This is a genomic window from Microbacterium sp. NRRL B-14842, assembly GCF_050470785.1.
In genome coordinates this window covers 438,637-453,924 of sequence record NZ_JBFLUM010000001.1, presented here as the reverse complement: position 1 = coordinate 453,924, position 15,288 = coordinate 438,637, and the positions used below count along the sequence as shown (strand labels likewise).

The following is a 15,288-nucleotide window of genomic DNA, read 5'->3' as shown; positions in this document are numbered from 1 at the left end:
TGCGACGGGCCCAGGAACGCGGAAGGGTCCCTGAGCCCGTCGAAGGGGTTACCAGCGGTAGTGAGCGAACGCGCGGTTCGACTCGGCCATCTTGTGGGTGTCCTCACGGCGCTTGACCGCGGCACCCAGGCCGTTCGACGCGTCCAGGATCTCGTTCTGGAGACGCTCGGTCATCGTCTTCTCACGACGACCCTTGGCGTAGCTCACGAGCCAGCGCAGCGCGAGGGTGTTCGCACGGTGCGGCTTGACCTCGACCGGAACCTGGTAGGTCGAGCCACCGACACGGCGGCTGCGGACCTCGAGCGTGGGGCGCACGTTGTCGAGCGCCTTCTTCAGGGTGGCGACGGCGTCCTGGCCGTTCTTCGCCTCGACGCCGCGGAGGGCGCCGTAGACGATCGACTCGGCCAGCGACTTCTTGCCGTCGACGAGGATCTTGTTCACCAGCGAGGTGACGATCGGTGCGCCGTAGACCGGGTCGTTGACGACGGGGCGCTTGGGGGCGGGACCCTTACGAGGCATCTAACTCAACCCTTCTTCGCGCCGTAGCGGGAACGAGCCTGCTTACGGTTCTTGACGGCCTGGGTGTCCAGGGCACCACGGACGATCTTGTAACGCACACCGGGGAGGTCCTTCACACGACCGCCGCGGACGAGCACCAGGGAGTGCTCCTGCAGGTTGTGGCCCTCACCGGGGATGTACGCGGTGACCTCGGTCCCGTTGCGGAGCTTCACACGAGCGACCTTGCGCATCGCCGAGTTCGGCTTCTTCGGGGTGGTGGTGTAGACGCGGGTGCAGACCCCGGCCTGCTGCGGGTTCGCCTTGAGCGCGGGTGCCTTGGTCTTCGTGACCTTGGGCGAGCGACCCTTGCGAACCAACTGCTGAATGGTTGGCACGTTCTCTCCTCATAGTGCTGCACGGTGACAGCGTGATGGGTTTCACATCATGACCCACCGGCACGCCGGAACCGACGAGCTTTTGGTGTGGTGGGTATGCCGTGGGGGCGGACCGGCGAGGTGCCGACGCCCAGCGCGCACGTCAGGACGTGCACACACCTGATCAAGTGTAATGCCGCGTAACCTGACGGTCAAATGACGGTCGCGCTCCGCGGCGCCGCCTGAAGTCAGGGGATGTCGGGGTCGAACGGCGAGTCCAGCGACTCCGTGAGCTCGGCCAGGAGCGCTTCGATCTGCGGCTCGACGTGCCGCGACACCGCCGCCTGGATCGTGATCCGGTGTCGGAGCAGGATCCCGCAGATCTCGCGCCCGACGAGGTTCGCGTATTCGTCCGCCAAGGCGACTTCCTGTCGCAGAGCGGTCTTCGCCTCGTCCGACAGCGGGGGCAGGGGCGGCAACTCGGCGGCCGAATCGTCGGCGAGACCGGCGATCGTGAAGAGGAAGGGGGCGCCCGGCACCGGCTCCGGATCCAGCGGCATGCCCTCGAATTCGGGATCGAGGTCCTCCGTCGGCCGGTAGCTGCGAGCCCGGTTGCGCGCGGCCTGCTGATCGAGTTCGCGCTGCAGGGTCGGCAGGTTGCGCGCGGTGTACTCCGCGACCGCGTGGTCGACGATCGTCTTGATGCGCGTCGACAGGCCGTGCTGGACGCCATGCGGCGTGGTGCCCGCGATGCCTGCGGCGGCGAGGATGGGCGAGCCGAGGCAGCGCCGGCACGGCGCGGTGCGGCCGCGGTGCGTCGCCGGCTCCCAGCGCGGCACCCAGCGCAACCAGGCCTCGACGGTCTGGTCGACCTGCGTCTCCAATGAGCGCTCCACCCCACCAGCGTACGGCGCGTCGCCGCTCACCGTGCGGATTTGCGGGGTGTCACCCCTCCTCGTCGCGCTCCCACGGCCATCGCGGCTGCGCCGACCTCGTCCGGCGGAGGGCGATGCCGCCCCACGCCGCCACCGCCGCCGCGGCGAGGAGCACGATGCTCGCGCCACCGCGGACGAGGTCGCCGGCGACGGCCGTGGCCACGACCACATCGCTCGTCGCGACGAGCACGGCGATCCAGACGGTGATCAGGTGCACCAGCGCCGTGAGCAGGGCGATCACCGGAGCAGAGCCGAAGGAGGCATGCCCTCGTCGCACCGTCGCCCAGAGGACGAGCGCGAAGACCACCACGGCCGCGACCATGCCCGACACTCCGGGCACCTGGCCAAGACCCGGAACGCCGATGATGTCCCGGTCGGTGGCGACGCTCAGCGCACCGAGACCGAAGACGGCGAGGGCGAAGAAGGCGATGGTGGCCATCACCGCCGCGAGGACAGCCGAAACCCCCGCGGACTCGGGCCCGCGGGGGTTCGGTGTGGTGGTGTTCGTGATTACCTCGACAGGGTGGGACCGGCCTCGAGGGTGCGCTCGTACTCCCGCTGCGCCTCCTCGTTCAGCTCGGTCTTGCGGGCACCGCTGCGGGCTACCCAGGCGCCGAACCAGATGGTGAGCTCGCGGGCGAAGACGAAGGCCGCGATGGCGAGCGGGGCCAACAGCTGCTCCCCCGCGACTTCGAGACCCTGCGATGCGGTGAGCTTCCAGAAGGGCGCCTCGAAGAGCTGACCCAGGATGTGCCCGGCGTAGGCGATGAGCCCGACAACGATGCCGAACACCACCCACAGGCCCCAGCGGCCGCGGTTGATGATGGCTCCGAGGAGCCAGAAGCCGAGGAAGAACACGACCACCGGGGTCCAGAACCCCCAGGTGAGCAGCGGGGCGACGAGCGCCTCGCCGATGTTCTCCCCGTTCACGTCGCCGGCGAGGGCGCCGAGGCCGAGCGTGGTGGCGAGGTAGAGCAGCGCGAAGGCGACGGTGGCGAGCAGGCCGATCGCGCCGGCGGTGCCCCGGTTGCCGCGCTCGCGCGGCGGCTCCGGTGCCTGCACGAAGATCGGCTGCGGCTGCTGCGGTGCGGCGGCCGCGCCGTTCGTGAGCGGCTCGGACGGCACGATCCTGGTGTCGGTGTCGTCGGCGTGCGACGCGTAGGCTGCGCCGGCCATGGCCGACTCCTCGTGCGCGGGAGTGCTCGGCGTGGAGTACAGCGAGGTCTCCGGCGTCGCGTACAGCGAGGTCTCCGGGGTCGCATCGCGGCGGTCGGCGTCGCGGAGGCCCGCCTCACGGCCATCGGCGTCGAAGCGGTCGCCGTCGGTGCGCGAGGGCGCCGGGGCAGCGGAGCTGAAAGTACCGGGGTGGTCCCGCTCGGCGGCCTCGAACGCGGCGAGATCGGGGTCGACGGCGGGCTCCTGACGCGTCGCGTCCTGGTCGGCCGCAGGCTCGGAGGAGGCCGCGGTGGTGTCTGCGGCGCGGGAGTCATCCGCACGTGCGTCGTCGGCGTGGCCGGGGACATCTCCGCGGGCCGCCGCCGCGGCGTCGAGACCGGCGTTCGCGCTGCCGACGACGTCGTCGACGTCGTTCGACTTCTCGGGCTGACGAGCCTCGGGATCACTCATGGGGTGCGCCTCTCATCGGGGATGTGCAGTGCGAGATTACCGCCGCGGCTCCCGACGCTTCCTTAGGCGTGCCGACGTGTCGCCATACGCGTGCTTCCGCGGGTCTGCGCGATTCACGGGAAGGTGTTGCGGAGGGCGTCTCCGGCGAACTGCGCGAGGATCGGCACCATCGGCAGTGAGAGCCAGACGAGTCCGGCGACGATCCCTGCGCACACGATGCCGGCGAACCAGCTCATCCCGAGGTTTCGTCCCCCCACTCGCGCCATGGTCCCACCGTAGGCCCCAGCTCCCGCGCGGGTGCGGAGCAACGCCGCGTCGAGGTGGTGTCGCTCAGCGGGTGCCGCGGCCGCGCATCCGCCACAGCAGCCAGAGTCCCGAGATCGGTACCAACAGTCCGCCCAGCAGGAGGAGGAGGTGCCATTCGCCGAAAGCGGGGACGAGCGGGTTCACCACCTCCGACATCACGTCGCCGTCGCTCGAGCTGCCGGACGCCGATCCGGTGGAGAATCCGGTCATCGTCGAGGCGATCACGAAGGACAGCCCGGTGGCGACGAAGGGCACCAGGATCGCGACGGCCTTCTCCCACGTGCGCCACAGCGGACTGAGGCTCACGAGCACCGCGCCCACGAACCAGCCGATGACCGGCACCACGATTCCGCCGAAGCTCAGGGTGAGCGCGGCCGCGATCGCGAAACCCCGCGTCGCGGTCGTCGGCGTGCGCGGAGCCGAGGGCGCGGGGGCGGGCGCGGGGAGCACGGGGGGCGGCGCCGTCGGCACCTCGTCCTCCGCCTCGCGGGCGATCCCCCTCGGATCTCCCAGGCGGTCGATCCGCTCCGCGGTCGCTGCCGCGTCGAGCCCGTCGAGCTCCTCCGCGATCCCGCCACGGATGTCGGAGGCGACACCGTGCGGAAGTCCGCGCATCGCCTCGTCGAGCCGGGCCAGGTAGTCGTCACGCAGCTCGGCTGCGGTCTTCTCGGTCATGGTCATCCTTCCCCCACCATGCCCGTGACGGCACGGGCGAACGGCGCCCACTGCGCCCGGAAGCGCGCGAGCTGATCGATACCGGCATCCGTGAGCCGGTAGTACTTGCGCGCCGGACCGCTCTCGGACGGCCGGTCGAACGTCGTCACCCAGCCGTTGTCCCGCAAGCGCCCGAGCAGCGGGTAGAGCGTGCCGATGCTGGCGATCAGCCCGGCTCCGGTGAGTGCCTCCGACAGCTGCCAGCCGTACATGGGCTCACGCGAGAGCAAGCCGAGCACGCAGTACTCTACCACTCCTTTGCGCATCTGCGCCCCGACGTCAGCTGTCATGCCTCACAAGGTAGCATGTGACGCACGCTAGCATCGAACGGTGCGAGATCAGCCCTTGGTCGCCCCCGCGGTCAGACCGCCCACGATGTACTTCTGCAGGAAGAGGAACAGCACCATCACCGGTATCGCCGCCATGACCGCACCGGCGGAGAAGGCCGACCAGTCGGCGTAGCGGGGGTTGGCCACCAGCTTGGTCAGACCGACGACGAGGGTCTGCTGATCCACGTCGACCAGCATGACGCTGGCGATCACGTACTCGTTCACCGTGCCGATGAAGGAGAGCAGACCGACGACCGCGAGGATCGGGGCGACCAGGCGCAGGATGATCGTGAAGAAGATCCGCGCGTGCCCCGCGCCGTCGATGCGGGCGGCCTCGTCGATCTCCTTCGGGATCGTGTTGAAGAACCCGTACATGAGGTACGTGTTCACGCCCAGCGCGCCGCCGAGGTACACCAGGATCAGCCCCGTATGCGTGTTCAGGCCGATCGCCGGGAACCAGTCCCCCAGCGTCGACATCAGCAGGAAGATCGCGACGACCGCGAGCAGCTGCGGGAACATCTGCACCACGACGATGGTGACCAGTCCCACGCGGCGCCCGGCGAAGCGCATGCGGGAGAACGCATATGCCGCACAGGCTCCGATGAAGACCGTCACCGCTCCGGTCACGACCGCGATGAGCAGGGTGTTCAGGAACCACGTTCCATACGGGTTCTGCGGGTCGCTGAGGATGCGCACGTAGCTGTCGATCCCGATGGCCGAGAAGAGCTGGTTCGACCCCGTGAGCGTGCCCTGCGGGTTGAGCGACGCCGACACGACGTACAGGAGCGGGAAGAGGGCGAAGGCGCTCACCACGATGGCGACGAGGTGGCGCCATCCGGTGTCGGCGAACCAGGCGCCGAACGAGCGACGCGGCGGGGCGGTGCGGCGGGCTGTGGCGGTGCTGCGGACGGTGCTCATGTCAGTTCAGCTCCTCGAGGGCCTTGGTCTTGCGGAAGCTGATGATCGAGATCGTCGCGACCACGACGAAGATCAGGATCGTGAAGGCGGAGGCAAGCCCGTAATCGCGGGTCTGTCCGGTGAAGGCCACCTTGTAGACCATCGAGATCAGGATGTCGGTGTGGCCCACGGGGATCGACACATCGCTGAAGCGCGGGCCTCCCTTGGTGAGCATGTAGATCAGGTTGAAATTGTTGAAGTTGAACGCGAACGACGAGATCAGCAGCGGCGCGACGGTCACCAGCAGCAGCGGCAGCTTGATCCGGCGGAAGACCTGCCACGGGTTCGCGCCGTCCATCACGGCGGCCTCGTTGACGTCCTCCGGGATGCCCTGCAGCGCCCCCATGCAGACGAGGAACATGTAGGGGAAGCCGAGCCAGAGGTTCACCAGCAGCACGGACACCTTCGCCAGCACCGGGTCGGTGAGCCACGGGATGGCCGCGCCGCCGAACAGCACCTGGTTGATGAACCCGAAGCTCTCGTTCATCATCCCGGCCCAGACGAGCGCGGAGAGGAACGCGGGGAAGGCGTACGGGAGGATGAGGATGATGCGGTAGCCGTTGCGGAAGCGCATCCGGGTGTTGTTGAAGACCAGCGCGAGCAGCAGGCCGAGGAAGAAGGTCGTCGCGACGGACACCAGCGCGAAGACGAAGGTCCAGACGGTGACGGAGATGAGCGGGCCGCGGATGGACTCGTCGGTCACCGCGCGGACGAAGTTGTCGACGCCGACCGTCGTCTGCCAGCCGGGCAGCAGCTGCTCGCCGTCCTCGGCGGTGAACGCGCCGTCGCCGGTGTCGCTGTAGACGGTGCCGGTCGCGGTGTCCGTGATCGTGTCGGCATCGGCGTCGTACGCCAGCGTCGAGACGTAGAGGTAGCCGTTCTGCCCGTCAGGGGCGCGGAGGCTGCCCTCATTGGGATCGTCGCTGAACGGGACGGAGAGCTGCTCCAGCTCCTCCGACAGCGTGAAGACGGTGGCGAGCGGAAGCGTGGTCCACCCGTCGACGGCGACGGCCTTGCCACCTTCGAACTGCGCGTCGACCTCGGCGAGGGGCTGCTCCGCGGTGCCGAGGAGGGCGTCGCCGTCCTCGGGATCCGTGACGAGGAGGCCGTAGGTTCCGAACTGCTCCACCACGGTGACGGGATACGTCGGAGAGTCCTCGACGCGCTCCTGCGCGGAGGCGAGCAGCGACGAGATCGCCTGCTCCTTGCTCCCGTTGTGGCCGGTGCCGTAGTTCGTGAAGCCGATGTAGCCCGTGTAGAGGAGCGTGAAGACCTGGAACAGGACCAGGAAGATGATGCCGGGGGTGAGGTACTTCGCCGCGATGCGCTTGCGGGAGAAGTAGATGTAGTTGACGACGACCGTCACCGCGACGACGAGGCCGAGCACGAGCCACTCCCGCTGCACGAGCAGCACGAACACGGCGTAGACGGCGATCGCGTCCACGATGGCCAGCAACAGGATCTTGAGCAGCATCCACCCGATCGGTCGGGAGGCCGCCTCGGCGATCTTCGCCGCCTGGCGCTGCCGAGGCGTGGGGGGCGCGGTGCGCTCTTCGGTGTCTGTCATGTCGTCCTCGTCATGGTCCTGCCGGGGCGGGCTGGGCGGCCCGCCCCGGCAGGGTCGTCATCTGGTCGGCCGTTACTCGATCGCGGCGGTCACGTCGTCGACGAGCTTCTGCCACGTCGCCTGCGGGTCCTCGCCGTTGATGATGGCGGCCTCGGCCACACCCCAGAACTGCCAGACCGCACCCATGGCGGGGATCGCCGGCATGGGGACCGCGTCGGCACCGACGGCCTGGAAGCCGGCGATGATCGGGTCGGACGCCGCGGTGTCCGCGGCCGCTGTCAGGGCCGGGAGGACGTTGCCGGCCGTGAACAGCTCCAGCTGCACGTCCTCCGTGCCGAGGTAGTTGACGAGGAAGTCGTTCGCGGCGACCTTGTTCTTCGACTCGGCGCTCACGAAGAAGCCCTTGACGCCGGCGAACGGCGAGGCCGTCTCGCCCGTCGGGCTCGGGATCGGGTCGATCTCGACGTTGATGCCCGCATCGGTGGCCGCGCCCACGTTCCACGGACCGGTCAGCCAGAAGGCGGCGGTGCCGTCGAGGAACTGCTGCTTGGCGATCTCGCCGTCGATGTCGGTGTTCAGCGTGCCTGCGGCGCCCTGCGCACCCAGCCAGTCGGCGAAGGCGAAGCCGCCCTCGCTGCCGAGCTGCAGGTCGGTGGGGTCGTAGCTGCCGCTGTCGTCGGTGCCGAAGACCGGTGCATCGAAGGCGGTCTGGAACGGGTACAGGTGGTACGGGTTGCCCTCGGCGCCCTGCTCCACGACGAACGTGCCCTTCGAGACCATGTCGTCGAAGCTCGTCGCGGGCTCGGGGACGAGGTCGGCGTTGCGCAGCACGGCGATGTTCTCGACGGCGTACGGAAGCATGTAGACGGTGCCCTCGTAGGTCGCCGCCTGGAGGGCGACGGGGAGGTAGTCCTCCGAGCTGTCGCCGAGCTCGATCGGCGCGACGACACCGTTGGTCGAGAGCTCGCCGAGCCAGTCGTGAGCGCCCATGACCACGTCGGGGCCCTTGCCGGTCGGGACCTGCTGGATGAAGTCGTCCTTCATGTCGTCGACGGACTTCCCCACCAGCTTGACCGTGACACCGGTCTTCTCCTGGTACGCGTCCGCCGCGCCCTGCAGCGCGTCGACCCGCTCGGCGTCGACCCAGACGGTCAGCGTGCCGCCGCTGTCTCCACCGGAGGAAGAGTCGTCGCCGCCGGAGCCGGTCGAGCAGCCGGCGAGCGTCAGAGCCGAAACGATGGCGATGGCGCCCGCGGCGACCATGCCCCTCTTGTTCACCTTCATTGGTGTGTGCCTCTCTCAGTGCTGAGCGCCTGCAAGACTGCAAGCGCTTACAGTATGTATCGTTTCGAGAGGCGATCACAATCCGCGAACGCGCTGATATCAACCTGTGATCGGCCCGACGCGAGGCACGCGTTATGAAAACGCTTCCATATCGGCCGGAGGTCAGACCTCTCGAGGCTCCGCGGCAGAGTCTGCAGGGTTCCGCATGGGGCTCATCTGCGAGAGCATCGCCGGATGGGATTCCACGTTCGACCGTCTGCCGCCGCCCTCGCCGTCATCCTGTCCACGGTCGCACTCAGCGGGTGCACGGCTGCGGGAGGCGCATACTCCGTGCTCGATCGCGAAGCCGAGGCACGGGACGAGGTTCCTGCCGATCTGCCCGGCTACGCGTGGGACGACGTGGACCAGGCGACAGCCCGGTTCGTCGGAGAAGGCGACGGGACGTCCCTGTGGCTCGCTCGCGCTCGTGACGATGCCGCAGCGTGTCTCCTCGCCTACGTCGACGCTGACACGTGGGTGATCGGGTGCGGTGGGAACGGGGCCCCTTTCTCGATCGGAGGCGTCACGGGCACGTTCACCGTGGTCCCCGACGACGCGCCTGCTCCAGACGGGATGACTCGGGTGTCCGACAACGTCTACACGACGACCGGAAGCTAGCGGGCCCCGGCCCGGGCGGGAGCCAGAGGGCCAGCGCGCGCCGGCCCCGAACAGACTCCACGCGCCGGAGTGCGCGTGCCAGGCCAGCAGGAACTGCTCGCCGTCGCGGATGACGGCGGTAACGCCGGGCAGAAGGAGGAAGTCGTGCCTCGCCCACGGGACTTTCCGCACACCCGCGGATACGGTCTACGTTCGGGGCATGGGTTACGAACTCCCTTTCGCCGCCTTGCCCGCCTCCCAGACCGATGTGACCTACGAGTACGGGCCGGACTCCGAGCTGCGCGCCGGCGTGGCCGCTGGCCGTGTCGAAGAGATCACCCATGAAAGCGTCGTCTTCCCGGGGACCACCCGGAAGATCTGGATCCACCGCGCAGCCGGCCATGACCCATCGCGTGCGAGCGCCGTCATGTTCTTCAACGACGGCTGGTGGTATCTCGACCCGGAGCTGAGCGTTCGCGCCGCGATCGTCTTGGACAATCTCGCAGCGGCCAAAGCGATACCCCAACTGATCGGAGTGTTCGTAGACCCAGGTGTCGTCGCCTCCGAAGGAGGGCCGATCAAGAACCGCAACGTCGAGTACGACGCGTTCGACGATCGCTACGCGACGATGCTGATCGACGAGATACTCCCACTCGTAGCGACACGCGCAGTGATCTCGACTGACCCCATGGCACGCGGAATATGCGGCGGAAGCAGCGGAGGCAATGCCGCGATGACCGCGGCGTGGACTCGGTCGGACGCCATCGGCCGGGTGATCGCGTTCAACCCGAGCTTCGCACAGATGCCGGGCGGGAACCCGTACCCGCACTTGCTCACCCAATTCGAGGCTCGCGCGACACGAGTCTTTCTCCACGCTGCTCATCGCGACCTCAACTGGAACTCGACGACAGACAACTGGTTCGCGGAGGGCCTTGAGACCGGCGCGGCGTTGGCCCGCGCGGGGTACGACTTCCGCCTGGTCGTCGGCGATGGCGGCCACAGCCCAAATCATGGCGGCGTTCTGCTCCCCGATGCCTTGCGATGGCTATGGGCCTGACCAGCGGGCCGACCCGTCATAGACTGGCCCAATGGCTGACAGTTCCTTTGACATCGTCTCGAAAGTGGATCGCCAGGAGGCCGAGAACGCCCTGAACCAGGCGCGCAAAGAGGTGGAGCAGCGCTACGACTTCAAGGGGACCGGCGCTTCGATCGCCTGGAGCGGCGAGCAGATCCTCATCACCGCGAACACGGAGGAGCGCGCGAACGCCGTCCTCGACGTTTTCCAGTCCAAGCTCATCAAGCGCGGCATCTCGCTGAAGAGCCTCGACTCGGGCGAGCCCTTCGCCAGCGGCAAGGAGTTCCGCATCCTGTCGAGCCTGAAGGACGGCATCTCGTCCGAGAACGCGAAGAAGATCGGCAAGATCATCCGCGATGAGGGCCCCAAGGGCGTGAAGAGCCAGATCCAGGGCGACGAGCTGCGCGTGCAGTCCAAGAGCCGCGACGACCTTCAGTCCGTGATCGCGCTCCTCAAGGGCAGCGACCTCGACATCGATCTGCAGTTCATCAACTACCGGTAGGGGTTGGCTCTGACCTGGGGTTCTTAGTCGCGAGTCCGCAGGGAGTCCGCAATCCCCAGCACTTCACCCATGAATGTGGCCGTCGCGGAACGCGTCTTGTCTTCCGCCGACGGCCACAGGTGGCTGTAGACATCGAGCGTGATCGACGGCTGAGAGTGCCCTAGCGCGCGTTGCACAGTCACCACGTCACAGCCTGACGCGATCAGGTTCGACGCGAAGGTGTGACGGAGTGCGTGCAGCGTGATCCCTTCGTCGAGGCCAAGAGCTTCACGGACCTTGCGCCACTCATGTCCAGCGTTGTTCCGGTTGTACAGGTGCCCGCGCGGGGTTCGGAACAGGAAGGCATCAGATGAGACGCGTGCTTCACGTGCCAGCATCTCGACGAGCTCCCGCGGCACGAACACTTCGCGCTCCGAACCCGCCTTCGGCGGTGCCACCTTGGTGGATGGAACAGATGTGCCCTGCACCTGCCGACGAACCGCGATCGTTCCCCGGTCGACGTCGATATCGCCCGCCTGTAGCCCCGCGGCCTCGCCCAACCGCAAGCCCGCGAAAGCGCACACTGCAACGAACAGGCGGAACTCCCCCGCCGCCTCGAGTGCTGCCGCCACCTGATCTGAAGTCAGGATCTTGATAGCCGTCTCGGCCTTTTGTTTCCGTGGCGTTTTAACTCGCAATGCAGGGTTGCGGGCGATCACCTGATTGTCGACCGCTGCCCGGAACGCCATCTGCACGTAGTTCAGTCGGGTGCGGATCGTCGAAGCGGCCAACCCCCGATCCCGCTCGACAGCCACCCAGCCCTGCACATCGGCCTGCTTGATATCGCGGATCGAGCGGCGACGCCACGGTACTGACTCCACCGCCGTCAGCGCCGCGCTATGGGTTCCCGGCGCCCACACCTGCATCGCCATCCACGACGACACCCATTCATCCCAGGAGACGCGACCGGCAGCCGGATCCGCCCACTGCCCCGTCACCACCGCGGCCGTCTGCTCGTCTAGCCACCTCTGAGCCTCGCGCTTCGTCTTCCGATGCGCTGAGTGCTCCCTGCCATTCTGATCGCGGTAGCGCGCGCGCCAGACCCCGTTAGGCCTCTGCTTAATGCTCGACACGCCTAGTCCCATCTCCACCGTCTAGAAGGTCGTAGATATCGCCCTCCAACTCCGCGATCCACTCCGCATATGGGGAGTCCGGCGGAATTCGGCCGTCTTCCCGCATTCGGCGAACACTGCTGAGAACCTCGTCCGCCGACTCGGCGCCAATCTTGAAACTCCTGTTGGCGGCAAGCAGTTGACCTCTCACATCTCGGAGCGCAGCGAGGGCTTCGGGCCCGCCATCGCCACCGCTGATCATCAGAGGCAAGGTCACATTGAAGACCCGGGCGAGAGCGAGGGCTTCGTTCAGACGGATCGGACGTTCAAGCTTCTCGGTTCGGCTCACGGTCATCTGTGAGTAGCTGGGCCACCCGGCGGCGACCATTCGGCGCGCCAGCTCGCCCTGACTCCACCCGCGGTCTTCCCGCAGTCTCTGGACGGCTTGGGCGAAAGCGGCTTCTTCAGTGTGTTCCACATATCGAGTCTCCCACACAAGTGTGGGGGTGTTGCAGAATCGTTGGGGGCTATGCAATACTGTTTGCACGCCACAATTTTGATGGAAGGAGAACGCATGACCCTCACCGCACTGCCGGAGCCTGAACTGCTCACGGTCGAGGAGGTCGCCGAACTGACCCGACGCACGCCCGCGTCGGTTCGATGGCTCATCCACACGAACCAGATCAAGTCCGGCAAGATCGCCGGTCGTCGACTTGTCCGCCGCTCGGGCCTCAACGAGTTCATCGAAGCGGGGTTCACGGACGCAGGATGACCCAGACCGCCAAGCGGGCGAAGTTGGACCCGCGCGACGTTGACAGGCTCATCGTCTACGCGATGAACGAACTAGAACGTCACGGAATGTCATTCGTCAATGACAGCGGCTTGTTGGTGTGCATCGGCACCTCAACCGGCCAAATGGCTCGGCTCGCCCGAGACGCCTTGCGGATCTTCGGTCCCGAGAAGGCCCGCCAAACCATCGACGAACACATAGCCAATCTGATCGAGGTAGAACGCGAGTCCTACCGATCCGGCACTAGCCGACCCAAAAAGAAAACCGCCGTCCTGCTGCAACAGGGCGACGGTCGAAGTCACATCGAAGGGAACCGAAAATGACTGGTAACACCAGTATCGCAGATGCGCGCGCCAACCGCACCTTGTTGGCAGCGGGGGCGGAGAGCACAGCGGCAACTCCGCCCCCAACCCGCCGCGATCCCGGCTGGGACGAGTACTCGGCAACCTACCTGCGGGCTCACCCCGAGGTGTCAGCAGCGGCGCCCTCGTGGACCGAGGAGCTCGAGTTCCTGGACATCGAAGACGAGGTGGAGGGGACTGTCTTCTCCTTCTCTCGGACCATCCGGGATGTCGAGCTCTACGGCGGGGGACGCCTCCACCCGGACGGCCGCGTCGAGCTCTGCGACAACGGCATGCCGAACCTCTATATCCGTGCGGAGCTTCGCGCCGACCAAGACCCGGACGTCGCACGTTGGGCGATGGACGTGGCAGAAGACCTCGTGGCCGCTGCGTTGTTGTTGCGAGCAGAGCCGAAGTTGTTGCGGCGGCCCGCTCAGGTCGACGCCGAGTTGCAGAGGCTGGACATCTGATGGCCTGCCGGTTCGGCTGGTGCGATACGCCCGCCAAGATCCACGCCGACGACATCAGCTATCACACGCGGGAGTTGGGGCACGGGATGCTGTTGGCCGTCCAGACCGACGGAACACCGATCAGCAACTGGATGCCCGACTGGGACGAGTGGTGGATCGATGAGCCCGGGGAGATCGACACCGAATACGAGAGCGTCGTCGAGACCCTACGCGCCCTCCCCGACAACTACCGGCGCTTCCGCGCCGAGCTCTTGAACGACCCGCTCTTCGCTGACGAGGTCGCCACGATGCAGGCCAGGGATAAGGAGTTGAGGAACCGTGGTCGAAACCAAGCCTGACCGTGGAGTTGTGCGGGCCTGGGCTCGCACGAACGGTATCCCCGTCTCGAAAACCGGCAACATCGCACGTCATGTTCGAGAGAGCTTTCTGGAAGCCCACCCGGAGATGGGCACCGAGCTGCAAGCGCGCAACTCCCGTCCGGATCTGTTCGCCCTCGCTGACGACATGGTCGAAGCAGAGATGGTGGGCACCGGCCGTTTGAGCTTCGAGCCACCAGCGGACGAACAGCGGCGCGAAGAGCCACGGTCTCTGGCTGCGTGGCTCAGGCTACGCGACGAGCTCGCGGACGCGATCGCACAGCATGTCGGCGGTTCTCCTTCCGTCCGAGAGGCAGCCGAAGCACTCCTTGTGCAGGGCTGGATGCGGAACGTTGCTGCCTGACGGACCGCCTCGTGCCCTAATCCGGTGCCCCTTGTCCCCAGCGATGAGGGGCACCGTCCGTTTCAACTGAACACAGACCCTGGGGAAGGGGACCACATGACCACTCAGAAGAAGGAGAGCGCGTTCGAGAGACGCATGAAGGAGTTTCACGAAGCACGCGAACGGAACGCAGCCAGCCGGCAGCGGTCAAAGGGAGGTGACGATGACCGATCTGTTCACGAAGCTCCCGCACTGGCTGATCAGGGAGAGTGAATACCTCGACGGCAACGAATTGCTGCTGTACATCGCGATGCTGAGCCGCGCGAACTCGAAGGGGATCTGCTTCCCGAGCGTCAGCCTGCTGGCCAAGGAAGCGCGGATGTCGGAGAGCACGGTCCGCCGTACCCGCAAGCGCTTGGTCGATAAAGGTCTCGTGACGGTGACGCGGCGGATGATCGGCGATTCACGGAACGACTCGAACCTCTATCAGGTCGCGTTGCCGAAGCGCCCACCGGTCAAGTTCATCGAGGACGACCCTGTGGATAACTTGCCGCCCGAACCGCATGATGACGTTTCGAATGGCAGTCACAGTGACTGGGGTGGTTCCACGGTGACAGTACCCCCCTTTCAGGGTGACTGGTGGGGTGGTGTCACGGTGACTGGGGAAGAAGAACCATTACAAGAAGATCCATTGAAGAAGACTCTTAGCGTCGAAAACGACGCATTCGAGTTCAGCGACCTGGGGATAACAGAAGCGCAATGGTGGCTTCTGTCCGACCTCTACATTCACCTCACAGGCAAAACGCCTAGTGACCGCACTCAAGCCGAATGGCGCGTACTGAGCTCAGACGACGCACGCGAGCTCATCGGCCGCTTCTACTCAAACGTTGGCAGGAACGACGACTACACCGGACCGGAGTACGGGACGCCCGCCTACGCGGAACTAACCGAGCGCGGCAAAAAGTGGGCCGACGGCGGGATGATCCCCGACAACGTCCTGACCGGAGAAGCCGCATGAACCGACCCGAGGCGTCCGGACCGCAACTCAAAGAAGGGAGAACCCGATGGGCGCAGCAGCCCCGAAGCCACTCAAC

22 protein-coding genes are annotated in these 15,288 nt (G+C 66.7%); 9 read left to right on the top strand and 13 right to left on the bottom strand.

Translation table 11 applies throughout. The features are described from left to right. Positions 1-48 precede the first annotated feature (48 nt). From rpsG to AB1285_RS02200, 11 genes are all read right to left on the bottom strand, one after another. Entirely contained in the window at positions 49-519 is a 471-nt protein-coding gene (gene rpsG / locus AB1285_RS02250) for a 30S ribosomal protein S7 (protein ID WP_017201608.1), read from the bottom strand. A 5-nt stretch (positions 520-524) separates the two neighbouring features. Continuing rightward, the gene (gene rpsL, locus AB1285_RS02245; protein ID WP_018187369.1) at positions 525-893 is read right to left on the bottom strand and encodes a 30S ribosomal protein S12; all 369 of its coding nucleotides are present in this window, start codon (positions 891-893) and stop codon (positions 525-527) included. A 227-nt stretch (positions 894-1,120) separates the two neighbouring features. Continuing rightward, positions 1,121-1,768, bottom strand: coding sequence for a spermidine/putrescine ABC transporter substrate-binding protein (locus AB1285_RS02240; protein ID WP_370429057.1), 648 nt, complete (start codon positions 1,766-1,768; stop codon positions 1,121-1,123). Between the two features lie 49 nt (positions 1,769-1,817). Further along, complete coding sequence (locus AB1285_RS02235) at positions 1,818-2,246, bottom strand: hypothetical protein (protein WP_232089088.1); 429 nt, start codon at positions 2,244-2,246, stop codon at positions 1,818-1,820. Positions 2,247-2,317: 71 nt separating this feature from the next. Beyond that, positions 2,318-3,433, bottom strand: coding sequence for an ABC transporter (locus AB1285_RS02230; RefSeq protein ID WP_370429058.1), 1,116 nt, complete (start codon positions 3,431-3,433; stop codon positions 2,318-2,320). A 113-nt stretch (positions 3,434-3,546) separates the two neighbouring features. Then, positions 3,547-3,699 carry a hypothetical protein gene (locus AB1285_RS02225; RefSeq protein WP_177173821.1) on the bottom strand — a complete coding sequence of 51 codons (153 nt, stop codon included), beginning with the start codon at positions 3,697-3,699 and terminating at the stop codon, positions 3,547-3,549. A gap of 64 nt (positions 3,700-3,763) precedes the next feature. Next, positions 3,764-4,414 carry an HAAS signaling domain-containing protein gene (locus tag AB1285_RS02220; RefSeq protein ID WP_429977418.1) on the bottom strand — a complete coding sequence of 217 codons (651 nt, stop codon included), beginning with the start codon at positions 4,412-4,414 and terminating at the stop codon, positions 3,764-3,766. Positions 4,415-4,416: 2 nt separating this feature from the next. Further along, entirely contained in the window at positions 4,417-4,743 is a 327-nt protein-coding gene (locus AB1285_RS02215) for a PadR family transcriptional regulator (RefSeq protein ID WP_168429038.1), read from the bottom strand. A 48-nt stretch (positions 4,744-4,791) separates the two neighbouring features. Beyond that, positions 4,792-5,700: a sugar ABC transporter permease gene (locus AB1285_RS02210; RefSeq protein ID WP_187662258.1), complete on the bottom strand. Its 909-nt coding sequence runs from the start codon at positions 5,698-5,700 to the stop codon at positions 4,792-4,794. Between the two features lies 1 nt (position 5,701). Further along, positions 5,702-7,306 (bottom strand): maltose ABC transporter permease MalF, encoded by a 1,605-nt coding sequence (malF, locus tag AB1285_RS02205; RefSeq protein ID WP_187662259.1) that lies wholly within the window; start codon positions 7,304-7,306, stop codon positions 5,702-5,704. Positions 7,307-7,378: 72 nt separating this feature from the next. Then, entirely contained in the window at positions 7,379-8,590 is a 1,212-nt protein-coding gene (locus AB1285_RS02200) for a sugar ABC transporter substrate-binding protein (protein WP_187662260.1), read from the bottom strand. A gap of 234 nt (positions 8,591-8,824) precedes the next feature. Here AB1285_RS02200 and AB1285_RS02195 point away from each other — a divergent pair, with 234 nt between their 5' ends. The 3 genes from AB1285_RS02195 (at position 8,825) to AB1285_RS02185 (ending at position 10,803) form a co-directional block, all read left to right on the top strand. Next, on the top strand, positions 8,825-9,247 hold the full coding sequence (locus AB1285_RS02195; protein WP_187662261.1) for a hypothetical protein: 423 nt from the start codon (positions 8,825-8,827) through the stop codon (positions 9,245-9,247). A gap of 199 nt (positions 9,248-9,446) precedes the next feature. After that, entirely contained in the window at positions 9,447-10,283 is an 837-nt protein-coding gene (locus AB1285_RS02190; protein WP_187662262.1) for an alpha/beta hydrolase, read from the top strand. 31 nt (positions 10,284-10,314) lie between these two features. Further along, entirely contained in the window at positions 10,315-10,803 is a 489-nt protein-coding gene (locus AB1285_RS02185) for a YajQ family cyclic di-GMP-binding protein (protein WP_187662263.1), read from the top strand. Positions 10,804-10,826: 23 nt separating this feature from the next. Here AB1285_RS02185 and AB1285_RS02180 read toward each other — a convergent pair whose 3' ends face one another. Together AB1285_RS02180 and AB1285_RS02175 are read right to left on the bottom strand one after the other, a co-directional pair. Then, positions 10,827-11,726 carry a tyrosine-type recombinase/integrase gene (locus AB1285_RS02180; RefSeq protein ID WP_370428658.1) on the bottom strand — a complete coding sequence of 300 codons (900 nt, stop codon included), beginning with the start codon at positions 11,724-11,726 and terminating at the stop codon, positions 10,827-10,829. Between the two features lie 175 nt (positions 11,727-11,901). Continuing rightward, a complete protein-coding gene (locus AB1285_RS02175) occupies positions 11,902-12,372 on the bottom strand; it encodes a helix-turn-helix domain-containing protein (protein ID WP_370428657.1) in 471 nt (156 codons plus the stop codon). A gap of 96 nt (positions 12,373-12,468) precedes the next feature. On the opposite strand from AB1285_RS02175, the gene AB1285_RS02170 reads away from it, so the two are divergent. The 6 genes from AB1285_RS02170 to AB1285_RS02145 all read left to right on the top strand — a co-directional run bounded on the left by AB1285_RS02170 (position 12,469) and on the right by AB1285_RS02145 (position 15,212). Beyond that, positions 12,469-12,666 (top strand): helix-turn-helix domain-containing protein, encoded by a 198-nt coding sequence (locus AB1285_RS02170; protein ID WP_370428656.1) that lies wholly within the window; start codon positions 12,469-12,471, stop codon positions 12,664-12,666. After that, a complete protein-coding gene (locus AB1285_RS02165) occupies positions 12,663-13,007 on the top strand; it encodes a hypothetical protein (protein ID WP_370428655.1) in 345 nt (114 codons plus the stop codon). Before AB1285_RS02170 ends, AB1285_RS02165 begins: the two co-directional genes overlap by 4 nt. After that, a complete protein-coding gene (locus AB1285_RS02160) occupies positions 13,004-13,495 on the top strand; it encodes a hypothetical protein (protein WP_370428654.1) in 492 nt (163 codons plus the stop codon). Before AB1285_RS02165 ends, AB1285_RS02160 begins: the two co-directional genes overlap by 4 nt. Continuing rightward, complete coding sequence (locus AB1285_RS02155; RefSeq protein WP_370428653.1) at positions 13,495-13,833, top strand: hypothetical protein; 339 nt, start codon at positions 13,495-13,497, stop codon at positions 13,831-13,833. The genes AB1285_RS02160 and AB1285_RS02155 overlap by 1 nt, the downstream gene beginning before the upstream one ends. Beyond that, on the top strand, positions 13,814-14,215 hold the full coding sequence (locus AB1285_RS02150) for an Lsr2 family DNA-binding protein (protein ID WP_370428652.1): 402 nt from the start codon (positions 13,814-13,816) through the stop codon (positions 14,213-14,215). Before AB1285_RS02155 ends, AB1285_RS02150 begins: the two co-directional genes overlap by 20 nt. Positions 14,216-14,417: 202 nt before the next feature. Then, complete coding sequence (locus tag AB1285_RS02145; protein ID WP_370428651.1) at positions 14,418-15,212, top strand: helix-turn-helix domain-containing protein; 795 nt, start codon at positions 14,418-14,420, stop codon at positions 15,210-15,212. Positions 15,213-15,288 lie beyond the last annotated feature (76 nt).